The 17,509-nt window shown below is 59.6% G+C and carries 16 protein-coding genes, 1 tRNA gene and 1 pseudogene; 5 read left to right on the forward strand and 13 right to left on the reverse strand.

Going from position 1 to position 17,509, the window contains the following annotated elements; all coding sequences use genetic code 11:
• Together AAAC48_RS29565 and AAAC48_RS29570 are read right to left on the reverse strand one after the other, a co-directional pair.
• On the reverse strand, positions 1 to 1,726 hold a 1,726-nt coding region (locus tag AAAC48_RS29565; RefSeq protein WP_340657598.1), incomplete at its 3' end, for a cation:proton antiporter.
• A 307-nt stretch (positions 1,727 to 2,033) separates the two neighbouring features.
• Positions 2,034 to 3,137: an ionic transporter gene (locus tag AAAC48_RS29570; RefSeq protein ID WP_340657599.1), complete on the reverse strand. Its 1,104-nt coding sequence runs from the start codon at positions 3,135 to 3,137 to the stop codon at positions 2,034 to 2,036.
• Positions 3,138 to 3,321: 184 nt separating this feature from the next.
• Here AAAC48_RS29570 and AAAC48_RS29575 point away from each other — a divergent pair, with 184 nt between their 5' ends.
• The 3 genes from AAAC48_RS29575 (at position 3,322) to AAAC48_RS29585 (ending at position 5,425) form a co-directional block, all read left to right on the forward strand.
• Positions 3,322 to 3,444, forward strand: coding sequence for a hypothetical protein (locus tag AAAC48_RS29575; protein WP_340657600.1), 123 nt, complete (start codon positions 3,322 to 3,324; stop codon positions 3,442 to 3,444).
• A gap of 307 nt (positions 3,445 to 3,751) precedes the next feature.
• Positions 3,752 to 4,711 (forward strand): NAD-dependent epimerase/dehydratase family protein, encoded by a 960-nt coding sequence (locus AAAC48_RS29580; protein ID WP_340657601.1) that lies wholly within the window; start codon positions 3,752 to 3,754, stop codon positions 4,709 to 4,711.
• Between the two features lie 78 nt (positions 4,712 to 4,789).
• The gene (locus AAAC48_RS29585) at positions 4,790 to 5,425 is read left to right on the forward strand and encodes a LysE family translocator (protein WP_340657602.1); all 636 of its coding nucleotides are present in this window, start codon (positions 4,790 to 4,792) and stop codon (positions 5,423 to 5,425) included.
• 570 nt (positions 5,426 to 5,995) lie between these two features.
• Here the strand turns inward: AAAC48_RS29585 and AAAC48_RS29590 are convergent.
• The 7 genes from AAAC48_RS29590 to mepA all read right to left on the reverse strand — a co-directional run bounded on the left by AAAC48_RS29590 (position 5,996) and on the right by mepA (position 12,297).
• Positions 5,996 to 6,080 (reverse strand) — tRNA-Leu (locus AAAC48_RS29590).
• A gap of 94 nt (positions 6,081 to 6,174) precedes the next feature.
• Positions 6,175 to 6,795: a 2,3-bisphosphoglycerate-dependent phosphoglycerate mutase gene (locus AAAC48_RS29595; protein WP_340657603.1), complete on the reverse strand. Its 621-nt coding sequence runs from the start codon at positions 6,793 to 6,795 to the stop codon at positions 6,175 to 6,177.
• Between the two features lie 19 nt (positions 6,796 to 6,814).
• Positions 6,815 to 7,615, reverse strand: a complete 801-nt coding sequence (dapB, locus tag AAAC48_RS29600) for a 4-hydroxy-tetrahydrodipicolinate reductase (RefSeq protein ID WP_340657613.1) — start codon at positions 7,613 to 7,615, stop codon at positions 6,815 to 6,817.
• A gap of 35 nt (positions 7,616 to 7,650) precedes the next feature.
• Positions 7,651 to 9,477: an ABC transporter ATP-binding protein gene (locus AAAC48_RS29605; protein ID WP_340657604.1), complete on the reverse strand. Its 1,827-nt coding sequence runs from the start codon at positions 9,475 to 9,477 to the stop codon at positions 7,651 to 7,653.
• Positions 9,478 to 9,674: 197 nt separating this feature from the next.
• Complete coding sequence (locus tag AAAC48_RS29610) at positions 9,675 to 10,703, reverse strand: glucokinase (RefSeq protein WP_340657605.1); 1,029 nt, start codon at positions 10,701 to 10,703, stop codon at positions 9,675 to 9,677.
• Between the two features lie 23 nt (positions 10,704 to 10,726).
• Positions 10,727 to 11,176 (reverse strand): methylglyoxal synthase, encoded by a 450-nt coding sequence (locus AAAC48_RS29615; RefSeq protein ID WP_340657606.1) that lies wholly within the window; start codon positions 11,174 to 11,176, stop codon positions 10,727 to 10,729.
• A gap of 101 nt (positions 11,177 to 11,277) precedes the next feature.
• Complete coding sequence (gene mepA / locus AAAC48_RS29620) at positions 11,278 to 12,297, reverse strand: penicillin-insensitive murein endopeptidase (protein ID WP_340657607.1); 1,020 nt, start codon at positions 12,295 to 12,297, stop codon at positions 11,278 to 11,280.
• A 129-nt stretch (positions 12,298 to 12,426) separates the two neighbouring features.
• Here mepA and AAAC48_RS29625 point away from each other — a divergent pair, with 129 nt between their 5' ends.
• On the forward strand, positions 12,427 to 13,467 hold the full coding sequence (locus AAAC48_RS29625) for a zinc-dependent alcohol dehydrogenase family protein (protein ID WP_340657608.1): 1,041 nt from the start codon (positions 12,427 to 12,429) through the stop codon (positions 13,465 to 13,467).
• 11 nt (positions 13,468 to 13,478) lie between these two features.
• On the opposite strand, the gene AAAC48_RS29630 is transcribed toward AAAC48_RS29625, so the two are convergent.
• Genes AAAC48_RS29630 through AAAC48_RS29640 form a run of 3 tightly spaced genes read right to left on the reverse strand, consistent with a single transcriptional unit; the run spans position 13,479 to position 16,236 of the window.
• Positions 13,479 to 14,348, reverse strand: coding sequence for an SDR family oxidoreductase (locus AAAC48_RS29630; protein WP_340657609.1), 870 nt, complete (start codon positions 14,346 to 14,348; stop codon positions 13,479 to 13,481).
• Positions 14,345 to 15,490 carry a tRNA epoxyqueuosine(34) reductase QueG gene (gene queG / locus AAAC48_RS29635; protein WP_340657610.1) on the reverse strand — a complete coding sequence of 382 codons (1,146 nt, stop codon included), beginning with the start codon at positions 15,488 to 15,490 and terminating at the stop codon, positions 14,345 to 14,347. The genes AAAC48_RS29630 and queG overlap by 4 nt, the downstream gene beginning before the upstream one ends.
• 53 nt (positions 15,491 to 15,543) lie before the next feature.
• On the reverse strand, positions 15,544 to 16,236 hold the full coding sequence (locus AAAC48_RS29640; protein WP_340657611.1) for a glutathione S-transferase family protein: 693 nt from the start codon (positions 16,234 to 16,236) through the stop codon (positions 15,544 to 15,546).
• 170 nt (positions 16,237 to 16,406) lie between these two features.
• On the opposite strand from AAAC48_RS29640, the gene AAAC48_RS29645 reads away from it, so the two are divergent.
• Entirely contained in the window at positions 16,407 to 17,213 is an 807-nt protein-coding gene (locus tag AAAC48_RS29645) for an undecaprenyl-diphosphate phosphatase (RefSeq protein WP_340657612.1), read from the forward strand.
• Between the two features lie 175 nt (positions 17,214 to 17,388).
• Here AAAC48_RS29645 and AAAC48_RS29650 read toward each other — a convergent pair.
• Positions 17,389 to 17,509 (reverse strand): annotated as a pseudogene (locus AAAC48_RS29650) (complex I NDUFA9 subunit family protein); the annotation flags it as partial.

A 17,509-nucleotide genomic window follows, 5' to 3' on the forward strand; every position in this document is an offset into this window, starting at 1 on the left:
TCCGTTTCCGGCGCGACACGTTCATTTCGGCCCGCTCCCTCGCCATGTTGCTGACCGCCGTCCGCAATGCCGGATGCCGCGACATGAACACATGGAAGTCGCGTCGCTCGAGGACGAGGAACTGGCAAAAGTCGACGGCAATGACATCGGCGGTTCGACGTCCTCCGCTGAGCAGCGCCATCTCGCCGAAGAACGATCCGGCTTCGAGGCGCACCGGATCGGTTTCCAACTGGACCTCGACGGCCCCCGATGCGATGAAATACATGCCATCGCCGCGATCCCCGATCCGGACGACACGCTCGCCCGGTGAAGCGGATTTCGGCCGGAACAACAGCAGAAGTTCCTCTTGGGAATTTTTATCGACCTCGGCGAAAAGCGGGAACGTTTCGATCAATTGCTGCATCTCCAACTGATGCTGCCTGTTCCGTTCTTCATTGAGCGCCCGGATCCTGTCGAGGTCCCGGCAAAGCATGTCGTGCTTCGGTTTTCCATAATGTGCCGAGAGGGCAGGCCATGTCGAACGCACAGCCTTTTGCAATTCTTCGCCCGCCAGTAGGACAAGCGGGTTCACGGTGATCGACAGGATAGCGCCCGCAAGGATGAGGTCCTGCCCTTCGCGCGGCAGCAGGCCCAATGACACACCGAGTCCGGCGAGGATGAAGGAGAACTCGCCGATCTGGGCGAGACCGGCCGCGACGCTGAGGCCCATCCCGACGGGATAGCGCAGTAGCAGAATGATCCCCAGGGCAATGATCGACTTGCCGATGATGATCAGCACCAGCACGCCAATCACCGCTATGGGCTGGCGGATGAGGATGGACGGGTCGAACAGCATGCCGACCGAGACGAAGAACAGAACTGCAAAGGCGTTCTGCAGCGGCAATGAATCGGCCGCAGCACGGCGGCTCAAACGTGACTCGCTCATGACGACGCCGGCGAAAAAAGCGCCAAGCGCAAAGGACACCCCGAAGATCTCGGCCGACCCGAAAGCGATGCCAAGCGCAACGGCGAGGACCGAAAGCGTGAACAGCTCCGGCGAGCCGGTACGCGCGACCAATGTGAGAATCCACGGAACGACTTTGGGCCCGATGAATATGGCAACCACGGTGAAGGCGGCGACCTTCAGCAAGGTCAATCCTATCGTCAGGGCGATCGGCAGCCCATTGGCAGTTTGCGCAGTCAGCGCGCTTGCATGGCCGCCGAGAGACTCGGCAAATGCCGGCAGAAGCACCAATGCCAGAACCATTGCCAGATCCTCGACAATCAGCCAGCCGACGGCCACGCGACCATTGACCGAGTCGACCAGGTTCTGCTCCTCGAGGGCCTTGAGCAGAACCACCGTGCTTGCAACAGAAAGGCTGAGGCCGAAGACCAGGCCTGCGCCAAGGCTCCATCCCCACAGGGAACTGAGACAGATGCCGAGCAGCGTGACGAGGATGATGCGGCCAAGCGCTCCGGGGACAGCGACGCCGCGCACCGCCAAGAGGTCCGAGGTTGAAAAATGCAGCCCGACGCCAAACATCAGGAGGATCACACCCATTTCGGCGAGTTGCCCCGCAAGGGCAGCATCGGCTATGGCGCCGGGCGTAAAGGAACCCATCAGAATGCCCGCAACGAGATAGCCCACCAGCGGCGGCAGGCGCAGGCGGTCTGCGAAGTATCCGAATATGGCAGCAAACACGAAGCCGACGGCAACGGTTGCTATCAATGTGACTTCCTGATGCACATTCGTCCTTTGGTTTCAGAAGTCGTTTGATAACTCTGCCCTGACGGGCATCCAAAGCGATATTCTTTGCTTCCGGTGCTGACGGACCAGGGTGTCCGCTATGCTCCGGTTCTCGAAAATCGCTCCAGCTGCCTCGTCAGGCTGAATTCTCCAACGGTCTCTCATTGGTGTTTTTCCTTGGAGGCAGGCTATGGTTGAATAGCCGTCGGTAATCACCCCACGGCAACAACCTAACCGCCAGAGCCGATTGCTGCCATAGAAATTTTCCGCCGCTCCCTTGTTTGAGGCCATCGCCTGCCGACAACGGTCAAGGGAATGCGATCAAGAGAAGAAAGGCGATGAAAATCACCAGGTGAACAAGTCCGGTCAGCACGGTCGTCCGCCCTGTCCCGAAGCTATGGATGCTTATTGCCAAAACCAGCACGAGAAGCACCGCGTCACCCGACGTCAGGCCGAGTGTAAGCTCGCGGCCCGTCACGAGACTCGCTATGCCTACGGCAGGAATGGTCAGCCCGATCGTCGCAAGCGCAGATCCGAGCGCGATGTTGAGACTGCGCTGCAGTTCGTTGTGGATGGCAGCCCGAACCGCCGAAAGGGCTTCCGGGAGGAGAACCAGAAGGGCGATGAATGTGCCCACGATCTTGTCGCGCTGATCGACATGAAGCACTGCGAGACCATCTTCGACGCCCATGGCAACCTGCTCGGCCAGAAGGACGATGCCGACAAGGCCCGTCATGAGCAGTGCTGCATGGATGAACATGGCGCTTGGTGAGGCGGCGAGGTTTCCGTGTACCGCGTCACGGTGGGTAACATCATCGAGAAAATCATCGCGGTGCCGCCCGGTCTGGGCGAAAACGAAACTGCCATACAAAAGAACAGAGCAGAAGCTGACAAAACCCAGCTGCACCGGATCAAAGCTGCCGGGAGTCCTCGCAAGAATGAAATTGGGGAGAATAAGGGTAATCACTGTCAGCGCCGTTAGAACGGAAAGGAATGCGCTTGTTCCCTGCCGCTTCAAGTCCTGCTGGTAATGTTGCCACCCGCCGAGTGTGAGGCAAAGCCCGACGATACCGGCGCAAACGATCATGACGGTCGAAAACACCGATTGGCGGGCCAGTGTGGGATTGTTATCGCCATGCAGCATCATCGATACGATGATGGAGACTTCGATAATCGTTACCGCAAATGTGAGAAGCAGTGTTCCATAGGGCTGGCCCAGGCGTATTGCCAGGATTTCTGCATGCTGGAGGACGATGAATACAGTTGTGAGCAACATGCCGATCGCGAGGGTTGGCGTTGCAATCGGAAAATATGTGCCGATGTGACCGCCGGCAAGGCGAATGGCGATGGCAAGAACCAGCGATCCGATGGGTAAAGCCCAGGACAATATCTGTGAGGCGCGACTGGTCATCGGAGCTGCCTTATGATGAAATTGCTTCATCACTATACACGGATTGATTTAAGGACGAATGCAATCCGGAGGATCACTGATCTTCCCGACGGAAACCTCACGCCTCCATTTGGACAAATGTCATCCTAGACTGGTAGTGATGTCCAACGCGTTACCGGTGTTCCGTTGTACGGAGGATAGGCTCATGCATGACTTCACCCTGGTGCTCGCGTTCGTTGCCATTGCCTTTCTCGCTTATCAGGGCGAACTCGACGACCGGCCAGCCGCACAGGACGACGATTGGGTGCAACTCGATCATATAGGGTAGCCGGCTAACTTGATGCGTCGGCCGGTGGATCGATCCTGTCGAAACGGCAAACGCAGGTTGCCGGTTCCGGCAGGGCGGAGAGGTTACAAAGGAACCGGAGCGAACGGACCCTCCCCGCAAGGGGAGGAGCCCCTGGCGTCGGATTGCTGGATCACCTGCGGCCCCGTCCCCTCCTTGGCGGTTGCCTTCGTATAGTCGGCGCTAAACCCGTCAATTATTCCAAAGTCAAAGAGCCTTGGGGATTGAACAAGACATGCGGAAATAGCAATCTCGGCCGATTCTTTCCTCTAAACAGTCAGTCCAGACCATGAGCCACGGCGAAGTCTTCATTACGGGAGCAAGCGGTTTCGTCGGCCGCGAGACGGTGAAGCGATTCCTTGCCGGGGGCTGGCAGGTTCGAGCGGCCGTGCGGTCGGCCGAGAAATGCGCGATCGAGCCAGACGCGCGTCTGTCGATTGTCGAGGCCGGCGACATCACCTGCGTCACTGACTGGGCGCCACTCCTTGCTGGCTGCAATGTCGTCGTCCACCTCGCTGCCCGCGCGCATCAGACCAGCGAAGCGCCTGACGCGGCCGCTGACTTGTTCCAGCGCACGAATGTCGACGTCAGCGCGCGGCTCATACGGGGCGCGGCCGCCGCCGGCGTGCAGCGATTTGTCTTCGTCAGTTCGGCCGGCGTCATGGGCGATTTCTCCGAACGGCCGTTCACCGAGGCTGATCCGCCGCGCCCGAAAAGCGAATATGCGAAAAGCAAATGGCAGGCGGAGCAAGCCTTGGGTGAAGTCGCCCGGGAAACTGGCATCGAGCTCGTCATCCTGCGCCCGACGCTGGTGTACGGCCCCGGAAATCCGGGCAATCTCGATCGCTTGATGCGCCTGATCCGGACGGGCCTGCCGCTGCCGCTGGGCGCCGTTCGCAACCGGCGCAGCTTCCTCAATGTCGGCCATCTGGCCGGGATTGTCTGCAGTGCGGCGCAACTACCGGAGGCTGCCGGCAAGACAGTGCTGCTTGCCGACGGCAATGATCTCTCGACCCCGGACCTTGTTCGCACCCTCGCGGAAGGGATGGGCGCCAGGGCAAGGCTTTTTGCCGTACCGCCCTCGCTGTTGCTGCTTGGCGGGCGCATGCTCGGCAGATCGCGCGATGTCGAACGCCTGCTTGGCTCTCTAGAGGTCGATGTTGCGCTGAAGACATCTCTGTTCGGCGCCTTCCCGCGCGAGGAGACAATGCGGGGGCTGATCGAAGCGGGAAGAGCGAAGCGCACTTGACATTCCTGATCCGGGAATGGTGTCTGAAGTGCCGGCTGCGCTGGCATCAGCCGATTGCGTTCTATCCTGGAGGGGTTCATGACACATCTGACGATCCTGGCATTTGCGCTCGTTGCATTCATCGGCATTGCGACCCCCGGGCCGACAGTGCTGCTGGCCCTCACCAACGGTTCTCGCTTCGGAATCAGAACGGCCTGCTACGGCATGGCGGGCGCTGTGCTATCTGACTTCGTGCTGATCGGTGCCGTGGCTTTGGGACTTGGCGCGCTCCTGGCCGCATCGGAATTCTGGTTCTCCGTCGTCAAGTGGATCGGTGTCGGTTACCTGACCTTCCTTGGCATCCTGTTGTTGCGGTCGAAGGGGACACTCGAAGTCGCGCATACGGGGGAAGCCACTGATGCATCCGCTTCACCGCGCCTCGTTTTCCTGAAGAGCTTTTTCGTCGCGATCACCAATCCCAAGGGATATCTGTTCTTCTCGGCTTTCCTGCCGCAATTCGTCGAACCGGCACTGCCGCAGTTCCCGCAATATCTGGCGCTGGCGGTTACCTTTGCGCTGATCGATTTCATTGTGATGTTCGGCTACGCGAATCTCGGTTCACGCGCGGTACGGGCGTTGAAGAAGTCCGGTGCGCTCTGGCTGGACCGGATCTGCGGCGGCGCGTTGTTGGCACTGGCCGGCTCGCTGGCATTCTATCGCAGGGCGAACGCATAGCTGGAATGCTTAAAAATGAGTTGGATTGAGGGACACTCTCTGATAGTTACCACTTCGTTAAGACAACAAGATGCGAGAGCAACCCTTGACTCCATTAAAGAAAATCCGGTGCATGGCGAACCAATCGGGCCGGAATGCGTTTGACTATGGGGCAATATGGCGTGAGTATTGCCCGAGTCGGGAGCGATTCCCCGACAGTGAGGCTCCAACGTCCTTCCCTGGATTACTCACAATACCGAGCCTCATTCAAGAAGGGATGATGAAGCAATGAACAGTCACTTTGCTCTAATCTTGGCAATGCTTACAGCAGTCGCATGGACCGGAGGACTTGTATATCTGGTCAAACGCTGGGAACACGGCCGCAAGTAAACACCGCCGGTCGACAGCGAACTATATTGGACGCCGGGGGCGTCCACGATTGTTCCGTTGCGGGAGCAATCAATCGTTTTCCGGTAATTGGCCATTCGGCGCCCCCGCGTGCGGCGTCACTGACAATCAGAGAACAAAAAGCCCGCATAGGCGGGCTTTTTGTTGTTTCAACACCGTCTTAGACGGTATGAAACGGGAATTTGGTGCCCAGAAGAGGACTCGAACCTCCACGCCTTGCGGCACACGGACCTGAACCGTGCGCGTCTACCAATTCCGCCATCTGGGCAGCGGGGTCTCATGTAAGGGGCGCATCTGAGTCTGTCAATCCATTTGTCTCGGAATTGTCACAGAACGAATTTGCCGCCCCTGCGAGCCGCAATTCAGTCCTCCAGAACTTCCTTCGAAGCCACGGTCGAGTCGGCATTGAGCTTGTAGATGATCGGAACGCCGGTCGCGAGTTCCTGTGCGACGATCTCTTCGCCGGTCAGGCCGTCGAGCGCCATGATCAGCGCGCGCAGCGAATTGCCATGCGCTGCCACCAGCACCGTTTCGCCGCGCAGCACATGCGGCTGTATGTCGTGCAGGTAGTAGGGCCAGACGCGCGCGCCTGTGTCACGCAGGCTTTCGCCGCCGGGGGGCGAAACGTCATAGGAACGGCGCCAGATATGGACCTGTTCTTCGCCCCATTTGGCGCGGGCATCGTCCTTGTTGAGGCCCGACAGGTCGCCATAATCGCGCTCGTTCAGTGCCTGGTCGCGGATCGTCTCCAGGCCAGTCTGGCCAACCTCTTCGAGAATGTGCTGCAACGTCGCCTGGGCACGGGAGAGGACGGACGTATAGGCGATGTCGAAGTGCAGGCTCTTTGACTTCAGCCGCTTGCCGGCATCGATGGCTTCCTTGTGGCCGAGCTCGGTCAGTCCCGGATCACGCCAGCCGGTGAAAAGGTTTTTCAAATTCCATTCGCTCTGGCCGTGGCGGACAAGGACGAGGGTTCCGGACATTGCAATACTCCTGTTGGATTTATGAATTGAGGCCGAGCACATCGAGCATGGAGTAGAGGCCAGGTTTGCGACCCTTGCCCCAGAGTGCCGCCTTAACGGCGCCGCGCGCGAAGATCGTGCGGTCTTCGGCATGGTGAGAGAGGGTGATGCGTTCGCCCTCGCCAGCGAGGATAACGGAATGGTCGCCGACCACCGAACCGCCGCGTAAAGCGGCAAAGCCGATCGTCCCATCCTCGCGCGGCCCCGTATGGCCATCGCGCACACGAACGCTGTGATCGGCGAGTGAAACGTTCCGCCCCGCCACGGCCGCTTCTCCCAGCAGCAGCGCGGTGCCAGACGGCGCATCGACCTTATGCTTGTGGTGCATTTCCAGAATCTCGATATCGAAATCGCCGAGCGCTTTCGCCGCCTGTTTGACGAGAACGCCGAGCAGATTGACGCCAAGGCTCATATTGCCGGACTTGATGACGACCGCATGACGGCCGGCGGCGCGGATCTTCGCGTCATCCTCTGCCGAACAGCCTGTGGTGCCGATGACATGGACAATGCGCGCCTGCGCGGCAAGCTCGGCAAACTCGACCGTTGCGGCGGGCGCGGTGAAATCGAGGACGCCCTCGACACCGACGAAGACAGCGAGCGCGTCGTCGGTGATGGGAACGCCAAGTGGGCCGATCCCGGCGAGCTCGCCGGCATCGCGGCCGATATGCGGGGAACCCGGTCGTTCGATCGCTCCAGCAAGAATTGCGCCGGGGGTCGCCTGAATGACACGGATCAGCGTCTGGCCCATGCGGCCCGCTGCGCCGACGACGGCCAATCTCATTGCCGGGGTTGCCCCGGATTGTTCGGTAACCGCGCTCATTCCGCTGGTCTCGCTATTGCTGTTGGTTCGGTGTCATCGATGATGGGTGACTCTTCCTTGCCTTGCAACTGATAGAAGCGAGCATAGATGCCATTGGGGCGGGCAAGCAGGGTCTCGTGCACGCCCTCCTCCACGACGCGGCCCGCCTCCATGACGACGATGTGATCGGCATTGACGATGGTCGACAGGCGATGGGCGATGACGATGGTGGTTCGTCCGTGCATGACATGTTCAAGCGCCTGCTGCACCCGCTTTTCCGATTCATTGTCGAGGGCCGATGTCGCCTCGTCGAGCAGGAGAATCGAAGCGTTGCGCACGATGGCGCGGGCAATCGAAAGGCGCTGGCGCTGGCCGCCGGAAAGCGTAGCGCCGTTCTCGCCGACTTCCGTGCCATAGCTCTGCGGCTGCTGGCGAATGAATTCGTCGGCATTGGCGAGTTTCGCCGCTTCGATCACCTCTTCATCAGTGGCATCCGGGCGGCCATAGCGGATATTGTCGGCGATGGTGCCCTCGAACAGATAAGGCTGCTGCGAGACATAGGCGATCGACTGACGCAGCGAACGCTTGCTGACATAGGCAATGTCCTGCCCGTCGATGAGGATGCGCCCGGCATCGATATCATAGAACCTTTCAACGAGGCCAAACAATGTCGACTTGCCGGCGCCGGAAGCACCGATGATGGCCGTCGTCTTGCCGGCCTCGGCGGTGAAACTGATACCGTGCAATATTGGGATGCCACTGCTGTAACTGAACGAAACTCTTTCGAACCGTACCTCGCCATTTGGGACCGTGATAGGTACCGCGCCAATACTGTCTGCCTGACGTGGCTCGATATCGAGAATCTCGTAGACCATGCGCGTATTGACCAGGGAGCGTTCGAGCCCGACCTGCACGCGCGCCAGCCGGCGTACGGGGTCGTAGGCGAGCAGCATGGCGGTCATGAAGCCGAACATGGCGCCGGGCGGAGCAACGTTGTTGACGGCGCGGTAGCCGGTATATGCGATCATCGAAGCGATCGCGACACCGGCGATCAACTCGGTAAATGGCGTTATGCGCTCCGAAACCCGCGCGATCTTGTTTGCCCGCTCCTCGGCGCGCCGGATCAGCTCACTAATTTTCAAGCGCAACTGATCTTCCATGGTGAAGGCCTTGACGATCGCGATGCCTTGCGTTGCTTCCTGCATGGCGCCGAGCAAATGCGAATTCAGCGCGACAGACTCGCGGTGAATGCTGCGCAACCGCTTGGTCAGATAACGAACCGCCAAGATCACGGGCGGTCCGACGAGCAAGGCAAAGAGCGACAGGACAGGGTCGAGGTAGATCATTCCGCCGATGAGCGACAGGAGCGTCGGTATGTCTTTGCCTACTGTGGTGACGACAATGTCGAGAAGTTCGCGAACGCCAGCGACATTTTGGTTTATCCGAGCTGCAAGCTGGGCCGATCGGTTATCGTGGTAAAAGTCGAGGCCGAGCCTCATCAGATGATCGAAAATCTTCTGCTGGTACCGGGCGACGATGTTGTTGCCAATCTTAGCCATCATCACCGATTGCACGTAGGTGGCTATGCCGCGGATGATGAACGCGACAAGGACGGCAAGACTGATCTTCAGGATCAAATCCGCACGCCGTTCATAGTAGATACCATTGATGACGTCTTTGAATATGACAGCAACGAATGTGGTCGTTCCGGCCACGGCCAGCATCGCCGGAATGGCAATCGCATAGGAGCTGCGATGTTGCCGCAGATTTTCGTTCAATACCCTGCGGATAACGCGCATCGCCTCCGTCGGATCGATCTTTTTCTTCTTTGTCTGACCACTCATGACAGGCGGCAACTCGCTGGTACAAGAACATCTCGGCAAGGGCGTTATCCATGCCGCTCGAATTGTCCCTATAGCCTTATTGGTCCGCCTTGCCTATCGGTTTTGGTCGGTAGTTCTGAATGGAGGCGGGGGTGTTGCTGTTGTGCCCACTGCTTCGCCCAGATCGCAAACCGTCACGACGACCGGTATCAAGACATTCAATCCCGGCGCCAGCGGCGTCCTTCAGTCGAAACACCGAAGCGGGTGGGTGTACGCGAGAAGGCCGAGAGGCCGCTCAGTGCCGCCAGCGGATGGGTGATGATATAGACCGGCGTTTCGCGCAGGATTTCGCCGTGCGGCGCCTTATCTTCGAAAGCCTGACGGAAAGACGGGTCCTTCAGCGGGGCAACGATCTTCTGGACGATGCCGCCAGCGAGATACACGCCGCCGCGCGCCATGAAGGTCAGGGCAAAGTCGCCAGCCAGGCGTCCGAGATAGACGACAAAAAGCGCCAGCGTCTCCTTTGCCTCGGCTGATTCGCCGGAAAGGCCCGCGGCGGTGATTTCGGCAGGCGTCTGCAGGATGGCCTCGGTACCATTTACCTTGCAGATGGCGCGATAGATGTTCTGCAGCCCGCGGCCACACAGCAGCTGTTCGCCGGAAATCCGGCCCTCGATATGTTCAAGATGCGGGAAGATTTCGAGATCACGGGCGGTACGGGGCCCCATGTCCACATGGCCGCCTTCGCCGGGTACGGGGACCCAGCTGTTGCGCGCACGCACCATCCCGGCGACACCAAGGCCGGTGCCGGGTCCGAGGACGGCGCGGCTGCCATGGGGGTCGCCCGCGCCACCGCCGAGCTTTTCGAGATGTTTCGGTTCGAGCGAGACGACGGCGAGCGCCTGCGCCTCGAAATCATTGAGCACCGTGATATCCCTGAGGCCAAGCGTTTCCATCATCTGGTGCGGTTTGACCACCCAGGCGCAGTTGGTCAGGTCGATCTCGTCGCCTTCGACCGGCCCCGCAATCGCCAGCACTGCCGAGCGCGGCTGGATAGAGGTATGGTCGAGGATGGCGTTCTGGATCGCCTCATCGATGGTCGGAAAATCCGCCGTCTGGATGATCGGGAATTCCTTCGGCTCCGCATAGGCGTCGACCAGAATGGCGAAGCGCGCATTGGTGCCGCCGATGTCGCCGACCAGAATCGGAAATTTCATGATGTGGTCGGTATCTGCCTGTGTCACCATTGTCGCTTCCTGTCTTTCAAATGTTACTGCGACCTTTGCGTATCCGAGAGAACACGCGGCGCAGTCAGTGTATTCTCAGCCGCGTCATCGCGCAGCAAACCTCGCTTTTGCACCAGAACCTCGGCGGTTGCCCGATTCAGTGCCATCGGAATATCGTAGACGCTCGCGAGCCGCATAAGCGCCTTGACGTCCACATCATGCGGCAGCGGCGATAACGGGTCGACAAAGAATATCAGCCCGTCGATCCTGCCTTCGGCAATCAATGCGCCAATCTGCTGGTCGCCCCCGAGCGGGCCGCTCTTGACGCGGGTGATCTTCAACGAAGGACATGCCGCCTGGATCAATCCACCCGTTGTGCCGGTCGCAACAATATCACACGGGGCCAGCAGGCGTTCATAATTGCGCGCAAACGCCACCATGTCGTCCTTTTTCTGGTCATGGGCAATCAGCGCGAGGCGAAATGGCTGTGTCATAAAAACTCTGTTTCGGGTTCAGGCCCTAAATCGATTGAAACCCTATACTCAATTCATGACAGCATGAAAAGGCCGCAGACAAAAAAGACCGAAGGCCGCCGCTATGGGCTCTGCCTGGGCACCGCAATGTCATCAGGAATCTGCTCGTCGTCCGGAGCAAAAGCGGCCGCAGGGGCTGCGGTTGCAGCCGGTGCCGCGACTTTCGTGCCCATTCCGTAGGTCACTTCGGCGATCGAATTCGGACTCGGCGCTTGCAGGATCCGCGCGCATTGTTTCGGCAAGTCCGAAACCATCATGATCTTGGGCTTCACCGGTTTTGCCGGGGGCGGGGCCTTCCTCCACGGCTCGTCGGTAAACCACCAGGCAAGGGGCTTGCCGCAGCCGTCATCGCTGCCTGTCGGCTCCTGCGACTTGCAATTCGGAGACCCGGGTTGGCATTTGATGCGGATATGGAAATGATAATAATGACCCCAATAGGGACGGACTTTGGCTAGCCAGCTGCGATCGCCCTGAACCGTATCACAAAGCTGTTTCTTTATGCCGGGGTGAACAAAAATACGTTCCACTTCCGGATAGCTGGCGGCCGTCCTCAAGAGTGCTGTGCGCGAAGGCGTCCATTTCTTGGGGTCGACGAACAGCGTGTCGCCCTTGAGCATCGATGTTGCTTCGACCTTTTCCCGCTCGTCGGCGGTGAAGCGGCGCTTTGGCATGGGTGTCAACCAGATATCGGCGTCAAGGCCGACCTGATGCGAGGCATGGCCGGTGATCATCGGGCCGCCACGCGGTTGCGATATGTCGCCGACCAGCAGCCCGGGCCAGCCATCCTTGGCGGCGGCATCGCGCGACAGCTTTTCGATCAGTCCGATCATGTGCGGATGGCCCCAGCGGCGGTTGCGCGACAGGCGCATCACCTGCCAGGTCGGACCATCCTCGGGCAGGGCGACACCACCGGCAAGGCAACCCTTGGCGTAGAAGCCGGTCGACAACGGTGCGCCCACTGTCGGCAAGGTTTGTACCCCGAACAATTGTTTGGCAGGGCCATCCTCGGCAATGGCTTCGATGGCACCGCTGAACGCAATGAGTGCGCCGAGCGCGAAACGCAACAGGGTTTTCGATGTCATGATCGTTGTCCCCACAAGTGATCCTGGCGGATTTGCGCTCCGGATCGGGGCTTTATGATGGCCAGATTCGCGCAAAAGTCGCAAGATGTGATTGAGAAGGGCATTCTGATTCGAAATAGGACCATCACCATGAAAGCAGTCATTTTCGAGCAATTCGGCCAGCCGCCGCGCGTTGCGACCGTCGCAGATCCAACACCCGCCGCGACAGGTGTGGTCATCAAAGTGGAGGCGACGGGGCTCTGCCGCAGCGATTGGCATGGCTGGATGGGGCATGATCCCGATATCGTCCTGCCGCATGTCCCGGGCCATGAGCTCGCTGGAACCGTCCAGGCCATCGGCAGGCACGTCACCCAATGGAAGGTCGGCCAGCGCGTCACCGTACCCTTCGTCGGCGGTTGCGGCCATTGCTTCGAGTGCAATTCCGGCAATCATCAGGTGTGCGAGAACCAGTTCCAGCCGGGCTTCACTGCCTGGGGCTCCTTTGCCGAATATGTCGCGGTCGATTTTGCCGACACCAATCTCGTCGCCCTGCCGGAAGCGCTCGACTTCGCTACTGCCGCCAGTCTCGGCTGCCGTTTTGTCACCTCGTTCCGCGCTATCGTCGATCAGGCGAAGGTCAAACCGGGCGAATGGGTGGCTGTGCATGGCTGTGGCGGCGTTGGCCTCTCGGCGATCATGATCGCGACAGCAATGGGTGCCAATGTGGTCGCCGTCGATCTGACCGAGGAGAAGCTGGCCTTCGCCCGCGAATTAGGCGCGGTGACGACAGTCAATGGCGGGCAGACGCAAGATATCATCGGTGCGGTCCGGGAGATCACCAAGGGTGGGGCGCATGTCTCGATCGACGCGCTCGGTCACCCATCGACCTGCTTCAATTCGGTCGCCAACCTGCGCCGCCGCGGCCGCCATGTGCAGGTGGGGCTGATGCTGGGGGATCACGCTCATGCGCCCATCCCCATGGACAAGGTTATCGCGCATGAGCTGGAGATCTATGGCAGCCACGGCATGCAGGCGTTCCGCTACAAGGCGCTGATGGACATGCTGGAAACCGGCAAACTCCAGCCGCAAAAGCTGATTGGCAGAGAGATTGCGCTGGACGACGCACCGGCAGCTTTGATGGCGATGGACCGGTTTGAAGGAACGGGCATCAACGTGATTACGCGGTTTTAGGCTGGCGGTTGCTAACGCCAGCTCCCGTCGCGCCACATGGCCGCGAAAGCCGTTCCATAATCCGGATAGCGGAAGGAATAGCCAAGTTTTTTGATCCGGGCATTGGAGACGCGCTTGTTCTCGCCATAGAAGGAGCGCGCCATCGGTGTCAGCGGCGCCGTTTCGAAGTCGGATTCTTCAGGCGGTTCGACGCCCATCAGTTCGGCGGCGTAGGCGACGACATCCTGCGGCGGCGCGGGTTCGTCGTCGGTTATGTTGAAGATGCCCGATTCGTTGCGGATGGACAGGAAACGCAATGCGCCGGCAATATCATCGACATGGATGCGGTTGAACACTTGGCCTGCCTTGTTGAGCCGGCGCGCCGTACCATTGGCAAGATTGACGAAGGCGTTGCGACCGGGCCCGTAAATGCCGGCAAGCCTCAGGATGGCGAGAGGGACATCGCGTTCGTGCGCCAGTTTCTGCCAGCCCCGCTCGGCCTCGACGCGCTCCCCCGACCGGGCAGAAACCGGATGGCAAGGCGTCGTCTCGTCGACCCAGGCTCCCGCATGATTGCCGTAGACGCCGACCGTGGACAGATAGCCGATCCATTGCAGTTTCGGCATGCCATGGCGGATGGTGTCCCCGAACTGCGCAAGCACCGGATCGCCGCTCTGGCCCGGTGAGGTCGAGACAACGAGATGGGTAATACTGGCGAGTTGGTCGACAATCTCCTGTGACGCATGGGTTCCGTGGAAGAGGAACGGCGTAATGCCATCCTTCTTGAGGCCTGAAAATTTGGCGCTATCGCGCGTCGTCCCGCCGATGAAGTCCGCTTCACCGGCAATGGCTTTGGCAAAGGCGCGTGCCGAATAGCCGGCACCAAAGAGAAAAACGTTCATGATTGATTCTTCACAGCAATATGCCATTCGGTCAAGACATCCGCATCACTCTCCTGTGCGGCATGGCGTATTTGCAGGTCTGCAAATCGGCCTTTGTCCATCAGCTCGCTCAGCGCCCACACGGCAGCACCGCGGACCAACGGCGAGGGATCGACGAGATGCGTCTGGACGGCTTCGATCAGATTAGACGCGCCGGAATTGCCGCAGGCAATCAGCACGTTGCGCATGAAACGGTCGCGGCCGATGCGCTTGATCGGAGACCCGGAGAAGAGCGTGCGGAATGCCGCGTCGTCGAGCGTGAGCAATGATGCGAGTGAAGGGGAGCGGAGATCGTCGCGCGCCTGCAGCTTCGCCTCCTGCGCCGTCGCGGCGAATTTGTTCCACGGGCAGACCGCCAGGCAATCGTCGCAGCCATAGATGCGGTTGCCCATGGCCTTGCGGAATTCATGTGCAATCGGATCCTTGTGCTCGATGGTGAGGTAGGAGATGCAGCGCCGCGCATCGAGCTGGTAGGGCGCGGGGAATGCATTGGTCGGACAGACGTCGAGACATGCATGGCACGAGCCGCAATGATCCGTCTCACGTTCGTCGGCGGGCAGCTCCGCGGTGGTAAAGATCGTGCCGAGAAACAGCCAGGAGCCATGGCTGCGGCTGACGAGATTGGTGTGCTTGCCCTGCCAGCCAAGCCCGGCAGCTTCGGCGAGAGGCTTTTCCATCACCGGTGCCGTATCGACGAAGACTTTCAGATATTCGCCGGCAGCGCGGGACGCGAATCGGCTGGCAACGCCCTTGAGTTTGCCCTTGATGATATCGTGATAATCACGGTTCTGCGCATAGACGGAAATCGCCGCTTTGTCCTTCTGCGACAAGATCTCCAACGGATCACTTTCGGGCCCGTAATTCATGGCGAGCACGATGATCGAGCGAACCTCGGGCCAGAGTACCTCCGGGTTGGCGCGGCGTTCTTCCGTCTCCTGCAGCCATTGCATGCTGGCGTGACGGCCGAGTGCCAGATACTGGCGCAGCCGAGCTTCCGCCAATGAGATAGCGTCCGGCCGGGTAATGGCCACGAGATCGAAGCCCGCCGCCCGTGATTCCTCAAGAATAAACTGCTTCAGCTTTTGCTGTTGGTTTGAGACCATCTTGCATGAACCCTATGCGTGGTTCGACGCTTGCTTTCTTCCCGCAAGGAGTATCAAAAGTCCAGATCACCGTAATGCGATGATGGTGGCAGGCCACGCACCCGGTCCGCGAGCAGCGGGCGGAATGATGGGCGTGACTTCATGCGCGTATACCAGTCGCGCGCGGCTTTGTATTCGGCCCACTTGATCTCGCCGAGATAGTCGAGAATCGAGATGGAAGCCCCCGCGGCCATGTCGGCATAGCTTGGCGTTGGTCCAGCCAGCCAGTTGCGCGTCGCCGTCAGCCAGTCGATATATTTCATGTGCTGGGTGATGTTGGAGCGGGCGGCACGGATGGCGGTCGAATCCGGTGCGCCGCCGCCCTGTTCCGGCGTCATGTGCAGCTTGAAAATGCGCTCGCGCGCCATATGACGTGTCACTTCGTTTTCGAATTTGCTGAGGAACCAGTCGACCAGGCGGCGCACTTCGGCGCGGCTCAGGGAATCTTCCGGAAACAGCCGGCGGCTGCGCTTCAGTGCACCGCGCGTCTCGTCGATATATTCGGCGATCACGGAGGCGCCGGAAACCGGCACGTCACCTTCCGCCAGAAGGACCGGAAGCGTGCCCGCCGGATTGAGTGCCAAGAATTCTTTGCGCCTGGCCCAGCTGTTCTCCTCGATCAGTTCCACTTCAATATCATATTCATTGAGGATGAGCCGGGCATAGCGCGAACCGGTGGACATGGGGTGATGGAAGAGCGTCAACATGGCAGATTTGTAATTCTTTCAAACTGGTATTTTATTCGGCGCCGTCGTATTCCTCGGCAGCCCTCGCGTCTGCGCCAAACCTATAGGCGCAACCGTAGCATGAGACAAGTAAACACGATTTCACCAACAGCCGGTTACCCGTCCTGGTCGGCAGCACGAAAGCGATAATCATGGAATCACAGACGATTGTCGAAGCCCTTTTCCTCGGATTGCTGGAAGGGTTAACAGAGTTTATACCGGTTTCGTCCACCGGCCATCTGCTGCTAGCCGGGCACTTTCTTGGCTTCGAATCGAACGGCAAGACCTTTGAGGTTTTGATCCAGCTTGGGGCGATCCTCGCGATCCTCACGGTCTATTTCAGCCGTCTTCTGAAGATCGCGCGCGATCTGCCGAGCGACCCAAAGACGCGCCGTTTTGTTGCTGGCATCCTTATCGCTTTCCTGCCCGCGGTGGTCATTGGCATTCTGGCCCACGACATCATCAAGACCGTGCTATTCGAATCGCCGATGCTGATCTGCGTGATGCTGATTATCGGCGGGCTGATCCTGCTCTGGGTCGACCGGCTGGAATTGAAGCCGCGCTATTCCAATGTCATGGATTACCCGCTGTCATTGTGCTTCAAGATCGGCCTGATCCAGTGTTTCGCCATGATCCCAGGCACGTCCCGCTCCGGTGCAACGATTGTTGGCGCACTTCTGCTTGGAACGGACAAACGTTCTGCCGCTGAATTCTCATTCTTCCTGGCCATGCCGACCATGACCGGCGCTTTCGCCTATGATCTGTTCAAGAACCGCCATGCGCTGACCTTCGATGACGCCTCGCTGATCGGCATCGGCTTCGTTGCGGCGTTTATCTCCGGCGTATTCGTCGTGCGCTATCTGCTCGATTATGTCTCGCGCCACGGCTTCGGCCTCTTCGCCTGGTGGCGGCTGGTCGTGGGCACGCTGGGGCTGGTCGCGTTGATCCTGATGCGGTGATGCAGCGCGCCTTACCCTCCCCCTTGTGGGCAGGGTCGGACCAAAGGTCCGGGGAGGGGGCTCTTGCAGCGCTAAAACGATGCCGCAGCGCAAGATTGAGCATTTCAAAAGACCCCTTCCTGCAGCTACGCAGCCTCCCTACCACAAGGGAAAGGGTAAGAACGGAAAAGGTGGCTCAGACAGGCGTTTGGCCGGAATATTGGCCGTGAACGCGGAAGCGCCAGAGATAGGATGGAAGGATTGTTTCGATGGTCTGCGGATGGATGCCAAGACCCTCGAGCGTGCGGTTCTCAGCT

The sequence above is a fragment of the Phyllobacterium sp. genome (assembly GCF_037994405.1).
In the GTDB taxonomy this organism is placed as follows: domain Bacteria; phylum Pseudomonadota; class Alphaproteobacteria; order Rhizobiales; family Rhizobiaceae; genus Phyllobacterium.

Excerpts from the sequence above, each read along its gene's own strand:
- AAAC48_RS29570 (WP_340657599.1), bottom strand. The coding sequence starts at position 3,137 with ATGACCAGTCGCGCCTCACAGATATTGTCCTGGGCTTTACCCATCGGA.
- AAAC48_RS29575 (WP_340657600.1), top strand. The coding sequence starts at position 3,322 with ATGCATGACTTCACCCTGGTGCTCGCGTTCGTTGCCATTGCCTTTCTC.
- AAAC48_RS29580 (WP_340657601.1), top strand. The coding sequence starts at position 3,752 with ATGAGCCACGGCGAAGTCTTCATTACGGGAGCAAGCGGTTTCGTCGGC.
- AAAC48_RS29585 (WP_340657602.1), top strand. The coding sequence starts at position 4,790 with ATGACACATCTGACGATCCTGGCATTTGCGCTCGTTGCATTCATCGGC.
- AAAC48_RS29595 (WP_340657603.1), bottom strand. The coding sequence starts at position 6,795 with ATGTCCGGAACCCTCGTCCTTGTCCGCCACGGCCAGAGCGAATGGAAT.
- dapB (WP_340657613.1), bottom strand. The coding sequence starts at position 7,615 with ATGAGATTGGCCGTCGTCGGCGCAGCGGGCCGCATGGGCCAGACGCTG.
- AAAC48_RS29605 (WP_340657604.1), bottom strand. The coding sequence starts at position 9,477 with ATGAGTGGTCAGACAAAGAAGAAAAAGATCGATCCGACGGAGGCGATG.
- AAAC48_RS29610 (WP_340657605.1), bottom strand. The coding sequence starts at position 10,703 with ATGGTGACACAGGCAGATACCGACCACATCATGAAATTTCCGATTCTG.
- AAAC48_RS29615 (WP_340657606.1), bottom strand. The coding sequence starts at position 11,176 with ATGACACAGCCATTTCGCCTCGCGCTGATTGCCCATGACCAGAAAAAG.
- mepA (WP_340657607.1), bottom strand. The coding sequence starts at position 12,297 with ATGACATCGAAAACCCTGTTGCGTTTCGCGCTCGGCGCACTCATTGCG.
- AAAC48_RS29625 (WP_340657608.1), top strand. The coding sequence starts at position 12,427 with ATGAAAGCAGTCATTTTCGAGCAATTCGGCCAGCCGCCGCGCGTTGCG.
- AAAC48_RS29630 (WP_340657609.1), bottom strand. The coding sequence starts at position 14,348 with ATGAACGTTTTTCTCTTTGGTGCCGGCTATTCGGCACGCGCCTTTGCC.
- queG (WP_340657610.1), bottom strand. The coding sequence starts at position 15,490 with ATGGTCTCAAACCAACAGCAAAAGCTGAAGCAGTTTATTCTTGAGGAA.
- AAAC48_RS29640 (WP_340657611.1), bottom strand. The coding sequence starts at position 16,236 with ATGTTGACGCTCTTCCATCACCCCATGTCCACCGGTTCGCGCTATGCC.
- AAAC48_RS29645 (WP_340657612.1), top strand. The coding sequence starts at position 16,407 with ATGGAATCACAGACGATTGTCGAAGCCCTTTTCCTCGGATTGCTGGAA.